This window comes from Algoriphagus boseongensis, assembly GCF_004362805.1.
GTDB classification, from domain to species: Bacteria; Bacteroidota; Bacteroidia; order Cytophagales; family Cyclobacteriaceae; genus Algoriphagus; species Algoriphagus boseongensis.
In genome coordinates this window covers 428,996-444,364 of sequence record NZ_SNYF01000007.1, presented here as the reverse complement: position 1 = coordinate 444,364, position 15,369 = coordinate 428,996, and the positions used below count along the sequence as shown (strand labels likewise).

The following is a 15,369-nucleotide window of genomic DNA, read 5'->3' as shown; positions in this document are numbered from 1 at the left end:
ATTTTTATTTTTATCAATTTATTTCAATTCCTCGCCCCAGCCAAAAGGTAAAGAACAGCCATACGAACTGCCACCCCATTTTCTACCTGATCCAGAATGATGGAATGGGCAGAATCGGCTGCATCCGAACTCAATTCAACCCCTCTGTTAATTGGCCCTGGGTGCATCAAAACAATTTCCTTGTTAAGAGAATCCAGCATTTTCTTATTGATTCCATAGTACAAGGAATATTCCCTTAGGCTTGGAAAATACTTGATCTGTTGACGCTCTAATTGAATTCTCAAGACATTGGCAACATCACACCATTCAAGTGCTTTTTTGACATCTAATTCAACCTTAACTCCCAAGCTGCTGATGTACTTCGGTAAAAGTGTAATCGGTCCACAAACCATAACCTCAGCCCCTAGCTTTTGAAGGCAGAAAATATTGGAAAGAGCAACTCTAGAATGGAGAATATCGCCAATGATAGCCACTTTTTTCCCCGCTAAATCCCCAAGTTTTTCCTGCATGGAAAAGGAATCCAGCAAAGCCTGAGTAGGATGCTCATGCGTTCCATCACCGGCATTTACAATGTTTGCTTTTACATTTCTGGAGAGAAAATGTGGAGCTCCGGGGCTGGCATGTCTCATGACCACCATGTCCACTTTCATCGCCAGGATATTATTCACCGTATCGACGAGGGTCTCACCTTTCTTCACTGAAGAGTTGGAAGATGAGAAATTGACCACATCAGCGCTGAGTCTTTTTTCAGCTAGTTCAAAGGAAAGTCGGGTTCGGGTCGAGTTTTCAAAGAAAATATTCGCGATAGTGATATCTCTGAGCGAAGGTACTTTCTTGATCGGGCGATTGATGACCTCTTTAAAATTTGCCGCAGTTTCCAGAATAAGTCTGATATCGGATTCGGTGACATCCTTAATTCCAAGCAAGTGTCTGGTGCTGAGTTGCGACATAATTAATTTTTAACTTTCTCTGTGATCCAAATTGCATCCTGTTCCTGGCCTTTTCCAGCCCACTCTACTACCACATATTGGCTATCCAAGGTATTGACTCGGATACCACAATAATCCGGCATAATAGGATAATCTCTAGTCAGTTTTCTATCCACTAATACCAAGAGTTCCACTTTTTGAGGTCTTCCGAAGGCGATCATGGCATCCATTGCTGCTCTCACAGACCTTCCTTTGTACAAAACGTCATCTATCAAAATGACTTTTTTCCCTTCTACCAGGAAATCGATTTTGGTTTCATTGGCTTTAAGTGGAAAATCCCTGCGACGGAAATCATCCCGGTGAAAAGTTGCATCCAATGCTCCGAAAGGAACTTTGTCCCCTGAAATTTCTTCTAAAAGTTTCACGATTTTCTCCATCAAAATAGTCCCCCTGGGCTGAAGTCCAAGGATCACGGTATTGTCGAAATCGTCGTGATTTTCGATGAGTTGGTAACAGATTCGCTTCAGGGTGATAGCAATCTGCTGCTGATCGAGTACAAGCCGCTTTTGCATGAGGTGGATTTGAGCGTAAATATAGAAAATAAAACTAGTCTACTTTCTCCTCAGGCTGATACAAATCTCCATCCAGAACGATTTTGTTCATGAAAAAGACATCTTTAACCTCCTCCTTATTTTCACTATTCAAAAACCGAATGGATTGCCTTCCTGAAATCAAAAAGTAATTGTCATACCAATGAACCAAGCGTAAAGTCTCCAAATCGGAATAACGAATCCGTTCATTTTCATTCTCTAATTCAAGTCCAAAGGACAGTCTTTCAAAGACTTTTTCCCCATTTCTGAAGAAGCTGGCGATGATTTGGTCATCTTCAAGGTAGGCATGATACAGGTCCTCACCCAGAATGGCAATCTCCCCAAAAGGCTCTGGATAACCTGTGGTGAAATCTTGATAGGTGGCTGAATTATCCCAAATCACTTGACCTTGCTTGGCAATTTTGGCAAAATGCGCAGAGACATATTTATACTCTGTGAAATTGTATAGCTGATTTTGCATCACATTGCTGGTGATTAATGGGTCCATGTAATAGGGTGCATACCCCATCCGACTTAATCGATCATAGCGATAGGTATTGAATGGAGAATAGCCAGTTGGTCTACCTCCTCCTCGAGAAATTGTGACATTGAGCTGATCGAAGTAAACATAAAATGCATCTTCGGTCTCCCTCACATCCCGGATGGCATAGGTATTTCTGATGGTGGGGATTTTATTTTGCTCCAGTTCCTTTTCGACCTGTTTATCCTTTTTCTCTTTCTGATTTTCCTTCAGGTAATTATAAAAATTCGGAAAGTCCTCCAAGGTGTAAAGCTTGAATTTATACTCTCCAAATTCATTGATTTCCATGATATACATGCCTTGATGAGCCCCTCTTGCATTTTGTCCAAAAGAACCAATCATGACTTGCTGGTAATTTTTGTCTGCCAATAATAGTCCATCGAGAATTTCCTGATCCGTGCTTCCAAATTGATCTACTTTCACTTCACGAACAAGATTACCAAACATATCATAGGTGAGAATCAATGTTTCCCGGTTTCGAAATTGCCCTTTCCTACTCACCACTACTTCCAGAGTTTCCAAGTCTGGCACTTTCATTACTTGAAGTACCTGAGTATTATTTCCATAAACTCCCTGAACGGTATGGATGCTCTTATCTTCCAAATCAAATATTTGTAAAACGGGTCTGGCATCAGCAGTTCCCATGAATACGGCCTTTTTGTTCTGGACTAAAAACTCTACCAAATTTAGGTCAAGGAGATTTTCTGCCTGAAATTCCAAGCCTTTATTCTCTCTTAAATTCACCTCCAGAATATATTTTGGCGCATTTGCGGTCTGACCTCTGGCAAGCAAAACATAAAGCCTATCCCCCTCTGTATCATATCCGATCATGTCATAATTGCTACGGATAGGCAATTCGACTAGACCTGGACTTTGGAGATTTTCATCAGAAATGTAGTATTGAAATACCCGGTCACCTGAAAGGCTTTTGGGTTGAAGGGTGCGAAATGAAACCAAGCCCAACTCTGTCCGCATAATTTCAAAAATGGGGTCATAGGACTCTTGGCGAACTTCAAAACGATTCAAAAATTTCACCTGACCAAAAACAATAGTCTGGCTTAGCAAAAAGACAAAAAGAACTAATACTTTTTTCATGAGCCCATTTTTAAAATCAAATCAAACTCTTCTTTGCTAACAGACATGACTGAAAGTCGGCTTTGTTTCAACATCAACATTTCAGAAAGGCGATCTTCAGCTTTGATAGCGGCAAGAGAGACAGGATTCTTCAACTTTGATTTTACTTTTATCCTAACTGCCACCCATTCTTGATCTTTAGGATCTGGAAAAGCCTCCTCCGAAACCAGTGCGATACCAACAACTGCCTTGTCTTTTCCACTATGATAAAAAAGGACCGGATCTCCCTTTTTCATTTCTTTCAAGAAATTTCTCGCCTGATAGTTTCGAACTCCGTCCCAAACATCCTCTCCCTTTTGGGCAAAATCATCCCAGGAATAGGAATTTGGTTCAGTTTTTACCATCCAATAGTTCATAGAGTGGTTAGGTTTATCGGTTGTTTTAGAATGTCTTATTCAAATCTAGTAGTATTAAACCCAAAGGCTACATTCAATTTGCAATTCCTGATTTTTGAAAAGACTAAAGTTTACTTTAATCATAAGTTAGTCCTTCGGGTTTTAAATTGAAACAATAATTAGAGACATTTGTCTAAGACCTGTTACGAAAACCCCAGAATTTTGGACCATAAAACTCTTCTAAAAAAATTAAAGCTGGGAATCCAGCTGATGGAGCTCCACGATGAAAATCCATTTAAAATCCGAAGCTATCAAAGCGCACTAACTGCCTTGGAGCGTGGAGATTTTGACATCATGGAGGTTTCAGATGATCAGCTCAGCCAAATCAATGGTGTAGGAAAAGGGATCATCGAGGTGATCAAAAATCTCAAGGAAACTGAAACCTACCCTGCTTTAGAAGAATTATTAGCGAAAACTCCGGAAGGAGTACTGGAAATTCTCCAGATCAAGGGGCTGGGACCAAAAAAGGTAAAAGCCCTCTGGGAAGAACTCGGAATCACTTCGACCCACGAATTGATGGAGGCCTGTCAAAGCGGGATTGTCGCCAAGACCAAAGGATTCGGAGAAAAAACTCAAGAGAGCATTATTCAAAACCTGGAGTTTAAAGCATCCAATGCAGGCAAATGGCTCTACGCAGACATTGAATCCGTCATCCAAAATCTTTTTGAAAACCTTCAAAAACTTGGCTCAAAAAACCAAGTTGCTTTGGTCGGTGAATTTGCCAGAAAATTGGAAGTGATTTCTGAAGCGGAATTTCTGGTGGGCACCAATGATTGGAATGCCCTTAAAAAAAGCTTAAAATCTTTCGAAGAAATTGATTGGAATCTCTCCATTTCAGGTCCTCAAACCTGGAGAGGAAAAATGAAGGAGGTAGATCTGAAGGTGGTTATTCATTTTTGTGAGGTAAAAGACTTCGTTTGGAAAAAACTAAGCCTTACCGCTGCGAAAGGACATTTGATCTCACCGGTTTCAGAAACCGAAGTCCTAGCAGAAAGAATTCAGAAAAAAGATTTCGATTCGGAAGAAGAGTTTTTCTCCAAAAATGGACTCCAATTTATCCCTGCAGAAATGCGGGAGGGATTTGGTGAGGTTGGTTTGGCAAAAGAAAATAAAATACCCAAGCTTCTCGAAGAAAAAGACCTTAAGGGAATTCTACACAACCATTCCACTTACAGCGACGGCAAACATAGCCTGAGGCAAATGGCTGAATACTGCAAATCCCTAGGTTATGAATACCTCGGTATTTCGGATCACAGCCGAACAGCCAGCTATGCAGGAGGTCTGGAAATCGAAAAAGTAATCAAGCAACATGCGGAAATCGACGAGCTAAACAAGGAATTAGCTCCTTTTAGAATATTCAAGGGAATCGAGTCGGACATTCTTGGTGATGGAAGTTTGGACTATCCAAATGAAGTTCTGGCTAGTTTTGATTTTATTGTTTCCTCTGTTCACTCCATTCTAAATATGGATATCAAACGGGCTACTGAACGATTGCTCAAAGCTATTGCTAATCCATACACGACAATTCTTGGACACCCAACTGGCAGGTTATTACTCAGAAGAGAAGGATATCCTATTGACCATAAGGTAGTCATTGATGCTTGTGCAGCTCATAATGTGGTTATCGAAATCAATGCAAATCCATGGAGATTGGATTTGGACTGGAGATGGGTAAGGTATGCTATGGATCAGGGAGTTAAGCTTTCTATCAACCCTGACGCTCACGAGATGGAAGGCTACGCTGACATGAAATATGGAGTTTTGGTCGGAAGAAAAGGAGGCCTGACCAAAGAAATGACCCTCAATGCAATGAGCTTAACCGATATTGCTGCTTACTTTGCAGACAGAAAAGCGGGGATTCAGTAGGCAGTTAGCAGTAGACAGTCTTCAGCATCAACCCTCTTTAAAATTTTGCACTTTAAACTTTACACTTATTCCAATTCCTATGAAATGGTCCGAACTACCTGAGGAAGTATTACTTCAACGATCTTTCCTTTTTGGAATCACAGGAATTATTCTGGGCACGCTTTCTTTGATCAATACCCATTTTGGCTTTTTGGATGCGCCCATGGGACCATTGAATGGGGTCAGTATTCTCCTTCAGTTTATGGGAATAGGTCAGTCTATTATGGTTTTGAGAAAAAGAAAGCTGGCGGACGAATTCAAGGAAAAGTCTCAAGTCCTAATCTTGGTTCTGGGTGTAGCCTTACTCTTCTTTATTTTTTCTTTGTAAAAGGAAAATCCAAACCAACTGATTTTCAGCTTATTTATTTTCCAATGGAAAATTTTTTAACTTTTTTTATATCTCCACGCAACGAATTTTCAGCTTCGTGCATCTACCCTTATGAAAGCCAACCGGAATGTTTAACAGACCCAATTTTTCAACTGAAGAAGGACTAATCAAGGGATGCCTGAAGGGAGACCGATCGGCGCAGCGTCACTTGTACGATACTTATTCAGGGAAATTTTTGGCCATCTGCATGCGATATCTTAAGGATCGCGAACATGCCGAGGATGTGATGATCGAGAGCTTTATGAAAATCTTCGAAAAGTTATCCCAGTTTCAAAACAAAGGAAGCTTTGAAGGATGGATGAAGCGAATCGTAGTCACTCAGGCGCTGATGACGTTGAGAAGCAACCGTCACCTAATGATGGAAGTAAATCTGGTAGGAGAATTGGAATACAGCAATCATCATTACGAACTGACCCATATGGAGGCAGCCGAATTGATGGATTTGATTCAAGACCTACCTGTGGGATACAGAACAGTTTTCAACCTGTATGCCATCGAAGGATACTCCCATCAGGAAATCGGGGATTTGCTCGGCATAACCGAAAGCACATCCAAATCTCAGTTAAATCGCGCCAGAAACGCTTTAAAAGAAAAAATCGCCAGTCTGCAACCCAAAATCAAGACTAACCATGGCTAAGACAAATCAAGAATTCGATCAGTTTTTCAGAGAAAAGCTGGAAGGACATCAGGAAAAACCCAGTGCTTTGGCATGGGAAAGGTTGGAAAGCCAACTTCCAAAATCTTCCAAATCCGGATGGGGAGTTTGGTGGGCTATTGCCGCCTCTTTTAGTGCCTTGGTGATGGTTGCTTACCTAAATTGGCCAAGTGCAGACCAGGCAAACGAGGAGAAAATGCTTGCTCAAACAGAGGAAACTTTAATCGAGGAAAATTCAAGTATCGAAGAGAAAACCACAGGTAATGAAACTTCAGAAATCGAAGCAAACTCAATTCAAGAAAACACTGAGATAAAGAGCCAACCTAAACCAAATACCTCTTCTACCCAAAAGAAAAATTCTCCAATCCAAAAAGTAATTCCTTCAGAAAAGAAAGCTGATTCTTTCATCGCACAAGCGGAAAATCCAAGTACAGAAAAGGCAGCAGAACCAGTCCTAATCCCTGAATTGAAAGTAGCTGAACCAGACTTGACTTTGCCGGAATTGAAAACTCCAGACTTAACCAAAACTGTTGCTTCCGCCCAAACCGAAGCCAATGATGAGCCGCTTTACCGAGTGAATATTTACTCAAACGGAATCAAAAAAGGCGAACCAGCGGAAAAGAATTTGATTACCGAATTGGGAAAAACTGTAGGCCAAGTGGAAGGACTTTTGGGAAAAGTGGATGAAGGCTTTGCCGAAATTCAAGACAGAAAAGACAACCTATTTGCAACATTGACCAGCAAGAGAGATCGCGCTGAAAAATAAAACATCAAAGAAAACTAAACCAACTCACTCTTTTTAATTAAAGAAATCATGAAAAAATACTTGTTATTAATCTGCTTTATGGCTTTGGTTCAGGTGGCATTTGCTACAGACCGCCATGAATTCCCGGTAAAAACCGAAATGGCTGTCATGAAGGACAGTGTGGTGATCGAATTCGGAAAAGCCGGAAAAGTCGTCATCATCGTCGAATCAAAAGAAGACTTCGACAAGCTCAAATTGATGAACATCAACCAAATCATCTCTGAGCTTGATCTGGAAGAAAACAAAGAAACCGGTGAACTTACCATCGTGGAAATCCGCAAAAAAGACGGGACTGTCAAGGAAGTAGTAAAAGTCTACGAAGACACCAACCAGACCGAAGTCAATGTGGCTGGCATGAGATTATACGTCGATGAATCCGGAGAAAATACTCGGGTGAAATTCGAAACTGGTGCCAAGAAAAAGCAGGATCCTCCTTTCAGAACCTTTTTCAATATTGATTTAGGGGTAAATAACTTCCTCGATGCAGATGGGAAATTCCCGACTTCTGATCAACCCTATTCAGTAAAGGGATGGGGTAGCTGGAATGTAGGTCTAAACTGGATGGCCGCTCAGCGAATTTCCAAAGGGTTTTACTGGGATTTCGGAATTGGATTCCAGTTCTACAACTTCAAGTTTGAGAACCGGGATTATCAGGCAGTCCGAGGTGAAGAAATGATTGATTTCATCCAAAGATCTGATGTAGATGGATTTAAAAGCAAGCTTTCCTCCTCATACTTGACAGCCATGACCATGTTTGAGCTTGACTTTGGCAAGATGAATGACAATGGAAGAAGAGGATTGAGAATTGCAGCAGGACCATATGTTGGATATAGACTTGGCGGACAATCCAAATATGTTTTCCGGGAATTGGAAGGCTCAGGCAGAAGAAAAGACAAAGAAGACACTGGTCTTTATTTAGAAAACCTACGCTATGGTATTCGAGGAGAATTGGGAGTTGGACGAATTAAATTCTTCACTACCTATGACTTGAATAATCTTTTCCAAGACGGAAAAGGACCTGAGCTCAATCCTATCACATTCGGAATTGTATTTTAAACCAAAGGGGAGCCTACCTCCCCTTTTCCCTAATTTTTAACACAAACCAACTATGCGAAAAATCAACTTTCTGGCAATTGCATTACTCTTCCTAGTAGGAAAAGGATTTGCCCAAACCACTGAAACCGAGCAAGAAGGCAAAACCAAAGCCTACACCATGTTTGGAAAGTCCTGGACAGTGACCAAATACGAAGACGGTACCAAGTCTTACGAATGGGAAATTGATGAAAATGACTACACCAACTACCATTCTACCAAGTCATCCAAGTTTCATTACAATTTTCTGGAATCCGAAGTCGGAATTAACATTTACCCAGTAGACAAAGGAGCTCCAAAAGTAAAACCTTGGGGAAGCTGGTATGTAGCTCTTCAATCAGTGGGTACTTGGAAGGCAAGCAAAAACTTCCATCTCAGATCTTCGCTTGGAGTAAGCTGGTACAATTTTAAGTTTGAAGACCCAAGTCTGGTGGCGGTAAAAACTCCTGCCGGAATTGACTTTGTCGATTATACTGAAGTCATCGACGTTCCTGGAGCTGATCCTACCAAATCCAAGATTTCTGCCTCCTACGCCACACTAACAATTATACCGACTCTTAGAACCAATAATGGGAATTTCAGATTTGGAGCAGGAGGATATGCAGGGTATAGACTTGGAGGAAGAGGTAAATTCGTCTACGATGTAGATGGAGACAAGAGAAAAGATTACACCAAATCCAACATGTACATCGAGAATTTCCGCTATGGACTTCGAGGAGAAATAGGAATCGGAGACGTGACCTTATTTTTCAATTACGACATGAACAACCTATTCCAAGAAGCAAAAGGACCTGAATTGCAGGCCATGAGCTTTGGACTACGAGTAGACTAAAAACCCACAAAAACATGAAGAATTATACCAAAAAATTCGCCTTGGCAATTGCTCTGCTAGTTATCAGCACCGCAGTTTTTGCCCAAAATGTCTTGGTTGACACTAAAAAAACCTATCCGGGAATTAAGAAAATTGAAGTGGAAAGCGGCTGGCTAAATGTGACTTACAAAGGTGGAAGCGGCAGCGAAGTAAATGTGGAAGCCTATTTGGAATCCAACGACTCGGATCAGGATATCGTCTTTGTGACTTTGGGAGATGTTTTGAAAATCAGTCATACCCGCAAGCAAAACAACTACAACTGGAATACTAAAAACAAGGGTTACATCAATATCACCGGACCGGAAGGAATCGCGCTTGATTTCAAGGGAAGTTCAGGGAATATGACCATAGAAAATGTATCCAATGACAAAACCTCGCTTAGAGTTTCCTCAGGAAATGTAAAGGCATACAAGGTCAATGGAGATTTGAGTATTAAGGCGACCTCGGGTAATTTGACCGCAGATGGGGTATCCGGAAATGTAGAAGGTGGAGTGACTTCAGGAAATGGAAATTTCTTCAATATCAAAGGAAACCTGAATTACGAATCCACCAGCGGATCTCTTGAAGCTGATGGAGTGGATGGAGAAGTCAATGTGAGATTGACCTCAGGAAATGCTAAAATCAACAATGCCGGTCAATTGGGAAATATGCAGTTTACTTCAGGTAATGTACGGGCTACCAATTCAGGCTTGGGTCCAAATACTAGATTCAATGGAACCTCCGGGAATTTCCGAGTTCAAACTAACTCCAACCTAAAAAGCTTCAATTTTTCCCTGAAAGCCTCTTCAGGAAACCTTAAAGTAGGAGGAATCAACACCGGAAAAACATTGGAAATCGATAATGGAGCTTCTACGACTGTCCGTGGAAATATCAGCTCTGGAAATATTACGATCGAAAACTAATCGGAAATCAGGGCTAAAAAACCCATTTTAAAATTTATTGAGGCCGGGTGACTTCTCTGAGAAGCTCCCGGTCTTCTTTTTTAAGTTTGAGAAGTCTGGAAAGTCGATCAGGACTTGGTTTTCCCAAAGAGAAAAACACCAAACAAACCGCGAAGACCACGATATAAACTGGCCCTTGATTCAACAATAATCCTATGGTAGACAAGACAGATATACAGAAAAGAATAAAAAATCTTTTCACGGTGGCTTTCGAATAAACCCTTACTTTTTCAAAAAGCGAAAAATCTACTCCCACTTTTTTCAAGTCCTGATGAAAGAGAAAATACTGCCCAATCAACAGGACAATACTACTTCCGATAAAAAATCCATTCCAGAACCCCGGAAGTTTGGGCAGATCCCAATTCAGATTTCCTGAATTATGGTACAAATAAACAATCCCAAAAGCCGGCAGGGAAACGAGCAACATAATCATTGTGAGTTGCTCAGTTTTCCTGTAGACTTTCTTTAACTCTTCTAGTTCCAAAATTCAAGCATTATTCAATGGTGATTTTGACATCATCGGTCAAAGGGCGGGAAACACAGCAAAGGACATAGCCAGCTGCTAATTCTTTTTCACTCAGGCCGGCATCTTCATCCATTTTCACCTCACCGCTTAGGACTCTACCTCGGCAAGCCGTACACAATCCACTTTGGCAGCTGTAAGGCATATTCAACCCAGACTCTAACCCAGCTTCCAGGACAGTCTTTTCAGGACTTACCGTGATGATATTTTCATCGCCTTCCAAAACGATGGTTACATCTCGGGTAAGGATTCCATTATTAATTCCTTTGAGCGCATCTTCGTGAGCTTGGTGAGCTGCAGCAGAATAGAAGCTTTCTCTATGGATTCTCTCCTTATCTACTCCGAGATCTTCCAGCAACTTCATGGTCATATCCATAATGCCATCCGGACCGCATAGGAAATATACCTCTTCGTAGCGCTGCTCATATTCCGCATTTGCAAATAGCTCCTTCAAGCCTTCAGGAGTAATTCTACCTTTCTTTCCAGACCAGTCTTCAGAAGGCTGACTTAGATTATGGATGACTTTGAGTCTATCAGGATTTGCCAATTCGAGCAAATCGAGTTGCCTTTTGAAAATGATATTTTCCTCATCCCGACTGGAATAAATCAAAGTAATGATGGACTGAGGCTCGTTGACCAAAACAGATTTCAGGATCCCCATAATCGGGGTAATCCCACTTCCCCCAGCAATCAGGAAGAAATGACGTCTGTTTTTTGAATGGAAATCTGTGGTAAAATGACCCAATGGTTTCACCACATTGATGGTTTTTCCAGGGAATATTTTTTCATTCAAAAAATTGGAGAAAAGCCCATTGGGAACTCGCTTGACAGAAATTCCTGGAAATGGATCCACATAGGGAGAAGTACAAAGGGAATAAGAACGACGCTGTTCTTTTCCATCAAACTCCATAACTAAAGTCAAAAACTGACCCGGTTTATAATCCATCAAAGGTTCTGGTTGCTCAAAGTAAATCGTGACCGTGTCCGGTGTCTCTCTCACTACCTCCCGCACTTTTAGAGGCAAATAGGAATTGGTCTTTACCTCCTCTTTCTTTTTCTTAAAGAAATTAAACATCTGAATTCTGGTGATTTGGCTGCAAAAATAACTGCCCCGAAATGAAATCCGGCAATTACCTGAGTTATTTCCCTGATAAACCCCAAAAGTTCAAAGTAAGTTTGTCCTCCCCGGATAATTCTTCTGGGCATGGGCCTATTTTGAGCCCAAAGGCTTAACTTTGTCAGCTCCGAAACCGGAGTGATCATCATCTTTGCGAAGCAAAACCTAATCAAATGGAATTAAATACCTTGACAGCCGTCTCTTCAGTAGACGGACGCTATGCCGGCAAAACCGCACCTTTGCGGGCTTTTTTCTCTGAATTTGCCCTAATCAAGTATCGAGTCCATGTGGAAGTGGAGTACTTTATTGCCCTCTGCCAAATCCCTCTTCCTCAGTTGGAGGACTTTGATCATTCACTTTTTCCAAAATTGAGAGATTTGGTAAAGCATTTTAGTCTTCAGGACGCAGAGTGGATCAAAAACACCGAAAAGACCACCAATCATGATGTCAAGGCGGTGGAATATTTCCTTAAAGAAAAATTCGATCAACTTAGTCTTGAGCCGTACAAAGAATTTATCCATTTCGGCTTAACCTCCCAAGACATCAATAATACCGCAACCCCATTGATGCTCAAAAGAGGCATTCAGGAGGTTATTTTGCCTCAATTGGAGGAAGTGGTGGAAAAATTAGCCGATCTGGCTGAGCAGTGGAAAAGCATCCCTATGCTTGCAAAAACCCATGGACAACCTGCCTCTCCTACCCGATTGGGGAAAGAAATTCAGGTGTTTGTCATTCGCTTAAGAAAGCAAATGGAGTTGCTGGAGCAAGTGCCTTATTCTGCAAAATTCGGCGGAGCTACCGGAAATATGAATGCCCATCAGGTTGCATATCCCGAAATTGAATGGAATGAATTTGCCTTCACCTTCGTGGAAAATTACCTAGGATTGGAGCGCTCCTACCCAACTACTCAAATCGAGCATTACGATAATCTGGCTGCTGTTTTCGATGGTTTGAAGCGTATCAATACGATCCTACTTGACCTTTCCAAAGACGTATGGCAATATGTAGCCATGAACTACTTCAAGCAAAAAATCAAAGCTGGGGAAGTAGGATCATCAGCGATGCCTCATAAAGTCAATCCAATTGATTTTGAAAATGCGGAAGGAAATCTCGGAATCGCCAATGCTTTGTTCGAGCATTTGGCTGCGAAACTTCCTATCTCCAGATTACAAAGAGACCTTACGGATAGCACCGTCCTACGGGTAATTGGCGTTCCGTTGGCCCATATGCTGATTTCTTTGGAATCTCTTATCAAAGGACTCAACAAACTTGAGTTGAACCAAGCTGCAATTAATGGAGATTTGGAAGAAAATTGGGCCGTGGTAGCCGAGGCCATTCAGACTATTCTGAGAAGAGAAGGATTCCCTAAGCCTTACGAAGCACTTCGGGACCTGACCAGAACCAATTCGAAAATCACCCAAGCATCTATCGCCACTTTCGTGGATGGCTTAGCTATTTCTGATGAATTAAAAGGAGAATTGAAGGCGATCAGTCCCTTTAATTATACCGGAATTTAAGTGATCAGTATTCAGTCGCAGTAACCAGTATCTATAACTGAGACTGATCACTGTGACTGCTCACTTACTTTTTAGTAAAAAAATCTCCGCCATCATACACCGAGCAGATCCTCCACCTAGCTTTTCTATTGTAGGAATGGAAGGGCTTATAATGGTGGTGTATTTTTCAATGGACTGAATCTGCCCAACGGTGAGGGAATCGTAAGCTGCTTGGGACATGACGGTAAATTTCTCTCCTCCCTCATTGCTCACTTCAAGCATATTCCCTGCAAAATTGAACTTTTGCTTGGCCGTAATCGGGATCACTTTTTTCCCGGATTTAGTCAGGGTTTCTTGGACAAGCTGCCGTTCGGAAGCTTTTGCGATACTTTCCAGACATATCACCGCCAAATCAGAACCCACATGCATCATGACATTGGTATGATAAATGGCGCTGGTTTCTCCATTGATTTCCTGGACCGCATCAAAACCAACTACCCGATACCCAATAATTTTTGCCAAATAATCCAAGGGGATCGGATGAGTTCTTTGGGAAAAGCAAGCGTAAATCACCTTTGCAGTATGATCCAAAACCATACTTCCTGTCCCCTCCAAATACTGCTCACTTTCTTCAAAAAAGCTTAAATCAATAATTTCATTCAGATTGTATCCCTTTACTATTAGCATTTCCAAGATGTCCTTTCGCCTCTCCAACCTTCGATTCGGAGAATACATGGGATATAAAATCACCTTGCCATCGGGATGCGTGGAAAACCAGTTGTTTGGAAAAACTGCATCAGTTTTAACAGGCATCTCGGTATCCTCCACGACTAAAACATTCACCCCCTGATCCCGGAGTAAGGTCACGAAACCATCAAATTCCTTTCTTGCCAAGGCCTGAATTTCTTCAAAGCTTCGCTCATCCTTCTGCTGATAGAAGTTATTTTCAGCCGTCTCAGGATTAAATCCGAAGTTAGCTGGTCTGACCATAAGAATGGATGAGGTGGTTTGCATGGCTTATTTTTTTGGATAGCGATAAAGTGTAGGATTGATTTTGTACCTCTTTTCACTGATAGTAAAATAGGAAGTCCCTGTGGGATTAAATCCTATGGCCTCACCTTGAGGCTCGGGCACATACGGTAGGCGTTTGGGAATTCTTTTTAGAGCCTGATCCACGGTTTCCCCCGATTTCCTTTCCCAATAATAGACTGCAAAGTAATTCTTTATCAAAATCTTGGATCCATCCTGGGAAATATCACCAGCCACCGAACTGCTGAAGGTAAATTGATGAAACTCCTCCAAAACTGCTGTACCCTTTGAAAAAGCATCTCTTGGAACACAATAAAGTGTGTTTTTCTCATCCCTTTTCGACACAATAAAAATATCTCCACTTCTAGGATCCACCATCAAAGTTTCTGCATCTCTTGGGCCTCCGGGAAAAGTCAGTTTTACCTTTTCTGGTTTGACTTCCATATCTTCTTGAATTTTGGAAGGTTCCTCAAATCTGTAAATCACAATTTCTGAATGAACCGCGGCATTGTCCCCAATTTCACCCACATAAACGTAAGATTTTCCACCGGGACCTGGCCCCACTGCAATATCTTCCCAGTCCCGGTTATTGGCTTTGTCCAACTCAATTTTCCCTAAATCATTTCCAAGTGAATCCAGCAAATAAACCGCTGGTTCGCCCCCACTATCGGTATGGACATAGATGAGGTTAGGATGAATATGGGAAAAAGCCATGCCACTGATTTCCTCCAGTTTTTGACTCTTAAATGATTTGATGGGAATTCCGGCCAGATAAACAGAATCAACATTTTCTTTCTGTTGGGAAAAAGAGGGAGTGACTACAAGTCCGGTCAGAAAAAGGGAAAAGATGAGATTGGGGAAAAATTTCATAGCTTAAAAATAAGGCAAGAACTTGGGGAAAGCAGCAATTCGCCTACTTTTCCGCCTCTTTTTATTTACTTTGAATCTCCCAAAATCA

At 41.5% G+C, this 15,369-nt stretch carries 16 protein-coding genes; 8 read left to right on the top strand and 8 right to left on the bottom strand.

Features of this window, described 5'->3' with window-relative positions; genetic code table 11:
• Positions 1–23: 23 nt before the first annotated feature.
• The 4 genes from DFQ04_RS13355 to DFQ04_RS13340 are packed head-to-tail and all read right to left on the bottom strand — an operon-like array spanning position 24 to position 3,550.
• Positions 24–950 (bottom strand): aspartate carbamoyltransferase catalytic subunit, encoded by a 927-nt coding sequence (locus DFQ04_RS13355; RefSeq protein ID WP_133556647.1) that lies wholly within the window; start codon positions 948–950, stop codon positions 24–26.
• A 2-nt stretch (positions 951–952) separates the two neighbouring features.
• The gene (pyrR, locus tag DFQ04_RS13350; protein WP_133556645.1) at positions 953–1,501 is read right to left on the bottom strand and encodes a bifunctional pyr operon transcriptional regulator/uracil phosphoribosyltransferase PyrR; all 549 of its coding nucleotides are present in this window, start codon (positions 1,499–1,501) and stop codon (positions 953–955) included.
• A 34-nt stretch (positions 1,502–1,535) separates the two neighbouring features.
• Positions 1,536–3,155: a transcriptional regulator gene (locus DFQ04_RS13345; protein WP_133556643.1), complete on the bottom strand. Its 1,620-nt coding sequence runs from the start codon at positions 3,153–3,155 to the stop codon at positions 1,536–1,538.
• Positions 3,152–3,550 (bottom strand): EVE domain-containing protein, encoded by a 399-nt coding sequence (locus DFQ04_RS13340; RefSeq protein WP_133556641.1) that lies wholly within the window; start codon positions 3,548–3,550, stop codon positions 3,152–3,154. Before DFQ04_RS13340 ends, DFQ04_RS13345 begins: the two co-directional genes overlap by 4 nt.
• 249 nt (positions 3,551–3,799) lie before the next feature.
• Between DFQ04_RS13340 and polX the strand changes: the two genes are divergently transcribed.
• The 7 genes from polX to DFQ04_RS13305 all read left to right on the top strand — a co-directional run bounded on the left by polX (position 3,800) and on the right by DFQ04_RS13305 (position 10,207).
• Positions 3,800–5,455 (top strand): DNA polymerase/3'-5' exonuclease PolX, encoded by a 1,656-nt coding sequence (gene polX, locus DFQ04_RS13335; RefSeq protein WP_243739692.1) that lies wholly within the window; start codon positions 3,800–3,802, stop codon positions 5,453–5,455.
• A gap of 79 nt (positions 5,456–5,534) precedes the next feature.
• Positions 5,535–5,822 (top strand): hypothetical protein, encoded by a 288-nt coding sequence (locus DFQ04_RS13330; protein WP_133556637.1) that lies wholly within the window; start codon positions 5,535–5,537, stop codon positions 5,820–5,822.
• 127 nt (positions 5,823–5,949) lie between these two features.
• Positions 5,950–6,519 (top strand): RNA polymerase sigma factor, encoded by a 570-nt coding sequence (locus DFQ04_RS13325; protein WP_133556635.1) that lies wholly within the window; start codon positions 5,950–5,952, stop codon positions 6,517–6,519.
• A complete protein-coding gene (locus tag DFQ04_RS13320; protein WP_133556633.1) occupies positions 6,512–7,303 on the top strand; it encodes a hypothetical protein in 792 nt (263 codons plus the stop codon). Before DFQ04_RS13325 ends, DFQ04_RS13320 begins: the two co-directional genes overlap by 8 nt.
• Before the next feature lie 48 nt (positions 7,304–7,351).
• Positions 7,352–8,398, top strand: a complete 1,047-nt coding sequence (locus DFQ04_RS13315; protein WP_133556631.1) for an outer membrane beta-barrel protein — start codon at positions 7,352–7,354, stop codon at positions 8,396–8,398.
• A gap of 52 nt (positions 8,399–8,450) precedes the next feature.
• Positions 8,451–9,266, top strand: coding sequence for an outer membrane beta-barrel protein (locus DFQ04_RS13310; protein ID WP_133556629.1), 816 nt, complete (start codon positions 8,451–8,453; stop codon positions 9,264–9,266).
• 14 nt (positions 9,267–9,280) lie between these two features.
• Positions 9,281–10,207, top strand: coding sequence for a DUF4097 family beta strand repeat-containing protein (locus tag DFQ04_RS13305; protein WP_133556627.1), 927 nt, complete (start codon positions 9,281–9,283; stop codon positions 10,205–10,207).
• Positions 10,208–10,241: 34 nt separating this feature from the next.
• Here the strand turns inward: DFQ04_RS13305 and DFQ04_RS13300 are convergent, their stop codons facing one another.
• Both DFQ04_RS13300 and DFQ04_RS13295 read right to left on the bottom strand, forming a co-directional pair.
• The gene (locus DFQ04_RS13300; RefSeq protein ID WP_133556625.1) at positions 10,242–10,673 is read right to left on the bottom strand and encodes a hypothetical protein; all 432 of its coding nucleotides are present in this window, start codon (positions 10,671–10,673) and stop codon (positions 10,242–10,244) included.
• Between the two features lie 67 nt (positions 10,674–10,740).
• Positions 10,741–11,844 (bottom strand): ferredoxin--NADP reductase, encoded by a 1,104-nt coding sequence (locus DFQ04_RS13295; RefSeq protein WP_133556623.1) that lies wholly within the window; start codon positions 11,842–11,844, stop codon positions 10,741–10,743.
• A 215-nt stretch (positions 11,845–12,059) separates the two neighbouring features.
• Between DFQ04_RS13295 and purB the strand changes: the two genes are divergently transcribed.
• Positions 12,060–13,403: an adenylosuccinate lyase gene (gene purB, locus DFQ04_RS13290; protein ID WP_133556622.1), complete on the top strand. Its 1,344-nt coding sequence runs from the start codon at positions 12,060–12,062 to the stop codon at positions 13,401–13,403.
• A 60-nt stretch (positions 13,404–13,463) separates the two neighbouring features.
• On the opposite strand, the gene ctlX is transcribed toward purB, so the two are convergent.
• Both ctlX and DFQ04_RS13280 read right to left on the bottom strand, forming a co-directional pair.
• Positions 13,464–14,396: a citrulline utilization hydrolase CtlX gene (gene ctlX / locus DFQ04_RS13285; RefSeq protein WP_166637309.1), complete on the bottom strand. Its 933-nt coding sequence runs from the start codon at positions 14,394–14,396 to the stop codon at positions 13,464–13,466.
• A 3-nt stretch (positions 14,397–14,399) separates the two neighbouring features.
• Positions 14,400–15,281 carry a hypothetical protein gene (locus tag DFQ04_RS13280; protein WP_133556620.1) on the bottom strand — a complete coding sequence of 294 codons (882 nt, stop codon included), beginning with the start codon at positions 15,279–15,281 and terminating at the stop codon, positions 14,400–14,402.
• Positions 15,282–15,369 lie beyond the last annotated feature (88 nt).

Excerpts from the sequence above, each read along its gene's own strand:
- DFQ04_RS13295 (WP_133556623.1), bottom strand. The coding sequence starts at position 11,844 with ATGTTTAATTTCTTTAAGAAAAAGAAAGAGGAGGTAAAGACCAATTCC.
- DFQ04_RS13280 (WP_133556620.1), bottom strand. The coding sequence starts at position 15,281 with ATGAAATTTTTCCCCAATCTCATCTTTTCCCTTTTTCTGACCGGACTT.
- DFQ04_RS13310 (WP_133556629.1), top strand. The coding sequence starts at position 8,451 with ATGCGAAAAATCAACTTTCTGGCAATTGCATTACTCTTCCTAGTAGGA.
- DFQ04_RS13340 (WP_133556641.1), bottom strand. The coding sequence starts at position 3,550 with ATGAACTATTGGATGGTAAAAACTGAACCAAATTCCTATTCCTGGGAT.
- DFQ04_RS13355 (WP_133556647.1), bottom strand. The coding sequence starts at position 950 with ATGTCGCAACTCAGCACCAGACACTTGCTTGGAATTAAGGATGTCACC.
- DFQ04_RS13345 (WP_133556643.1), bottom strand. The coding sequence starts at position 3,155 with ATGAAAAAAGTATTAGTTCTTTTTGTCTTTTTGCTAAGCCAGACTATT.
- DFQ04_RS13305 (WP_133556627.1), top strand. The coding sequence starts at position 9,281 with ATGAAGAATTATACCAAAAAATTCGCCTTGGCAATTGCTCTGCTAGTT.
- DFQ04_RS13315 (WP_133556631.1), top strand. The coding sequence starts at position 7,352 with ATGAAAAAATACTTGTTATTAATCTGCTTTATGGCTTTGGTTCAGGTG.
- ctlX (WP_166637309.1), bottom strand. The coding sequence starts at position 14,396 with ATGCAAACCACCTCATCCATTCTTATGGTCAGACCAGCTAACTTCGGA.
- polX (WP_243739692.1), top strand. The coding sequence starts at position 3,800 with ATGGAGCTCCACGATGAAAATCCATTTAAAATCCGAAGCTATCAAAGC.
- DFQ04_RS13330 (WP_133556637.1), top strand. The coding sequence starts at position 5,535 with ATGAAATGGTCCGAACTACCTGAGGAAGTATTACTTCAACGATCTTTC.
- DFQ04_RS13325 (WP_133556635.1), top strand. The coding sequence starts at position 5,950 with ATGTTTAACAGACCCAATTTTTCAACTGAAGAAGGACTAATCAAGGGA.
- DFQ04_RS13320 (WP_133556633.1), top strand. The coding sequence starts at position 6,512 with ATGGCTAAGACAAATCAAGAATTCGATCAGTTTTTCAGAGAAAAGCTG.
- DFQ04_RS13300 (WP_133556625.1), bottom strand. The coding sequence starts at position 10,673 with ATGTTGCTCGTTTCCCTGCCGGCTTTTGGGATTGTTTATTTGTACCAT.
- purB (WP_133556622.1), top strand. The coding sequence starts at position 12,060 with ATGGAATTAAATACCTTGACAGCCGTCTCTTCAGTAGACGGACGCTAT.
- pyrR (WP_133556645.1), bottom strand. The coding sequence starts at position 1,501 with ATGCAAAAGCGGCTTGTACTCGATCAGCAGCAGATTGCTATCACCCTG.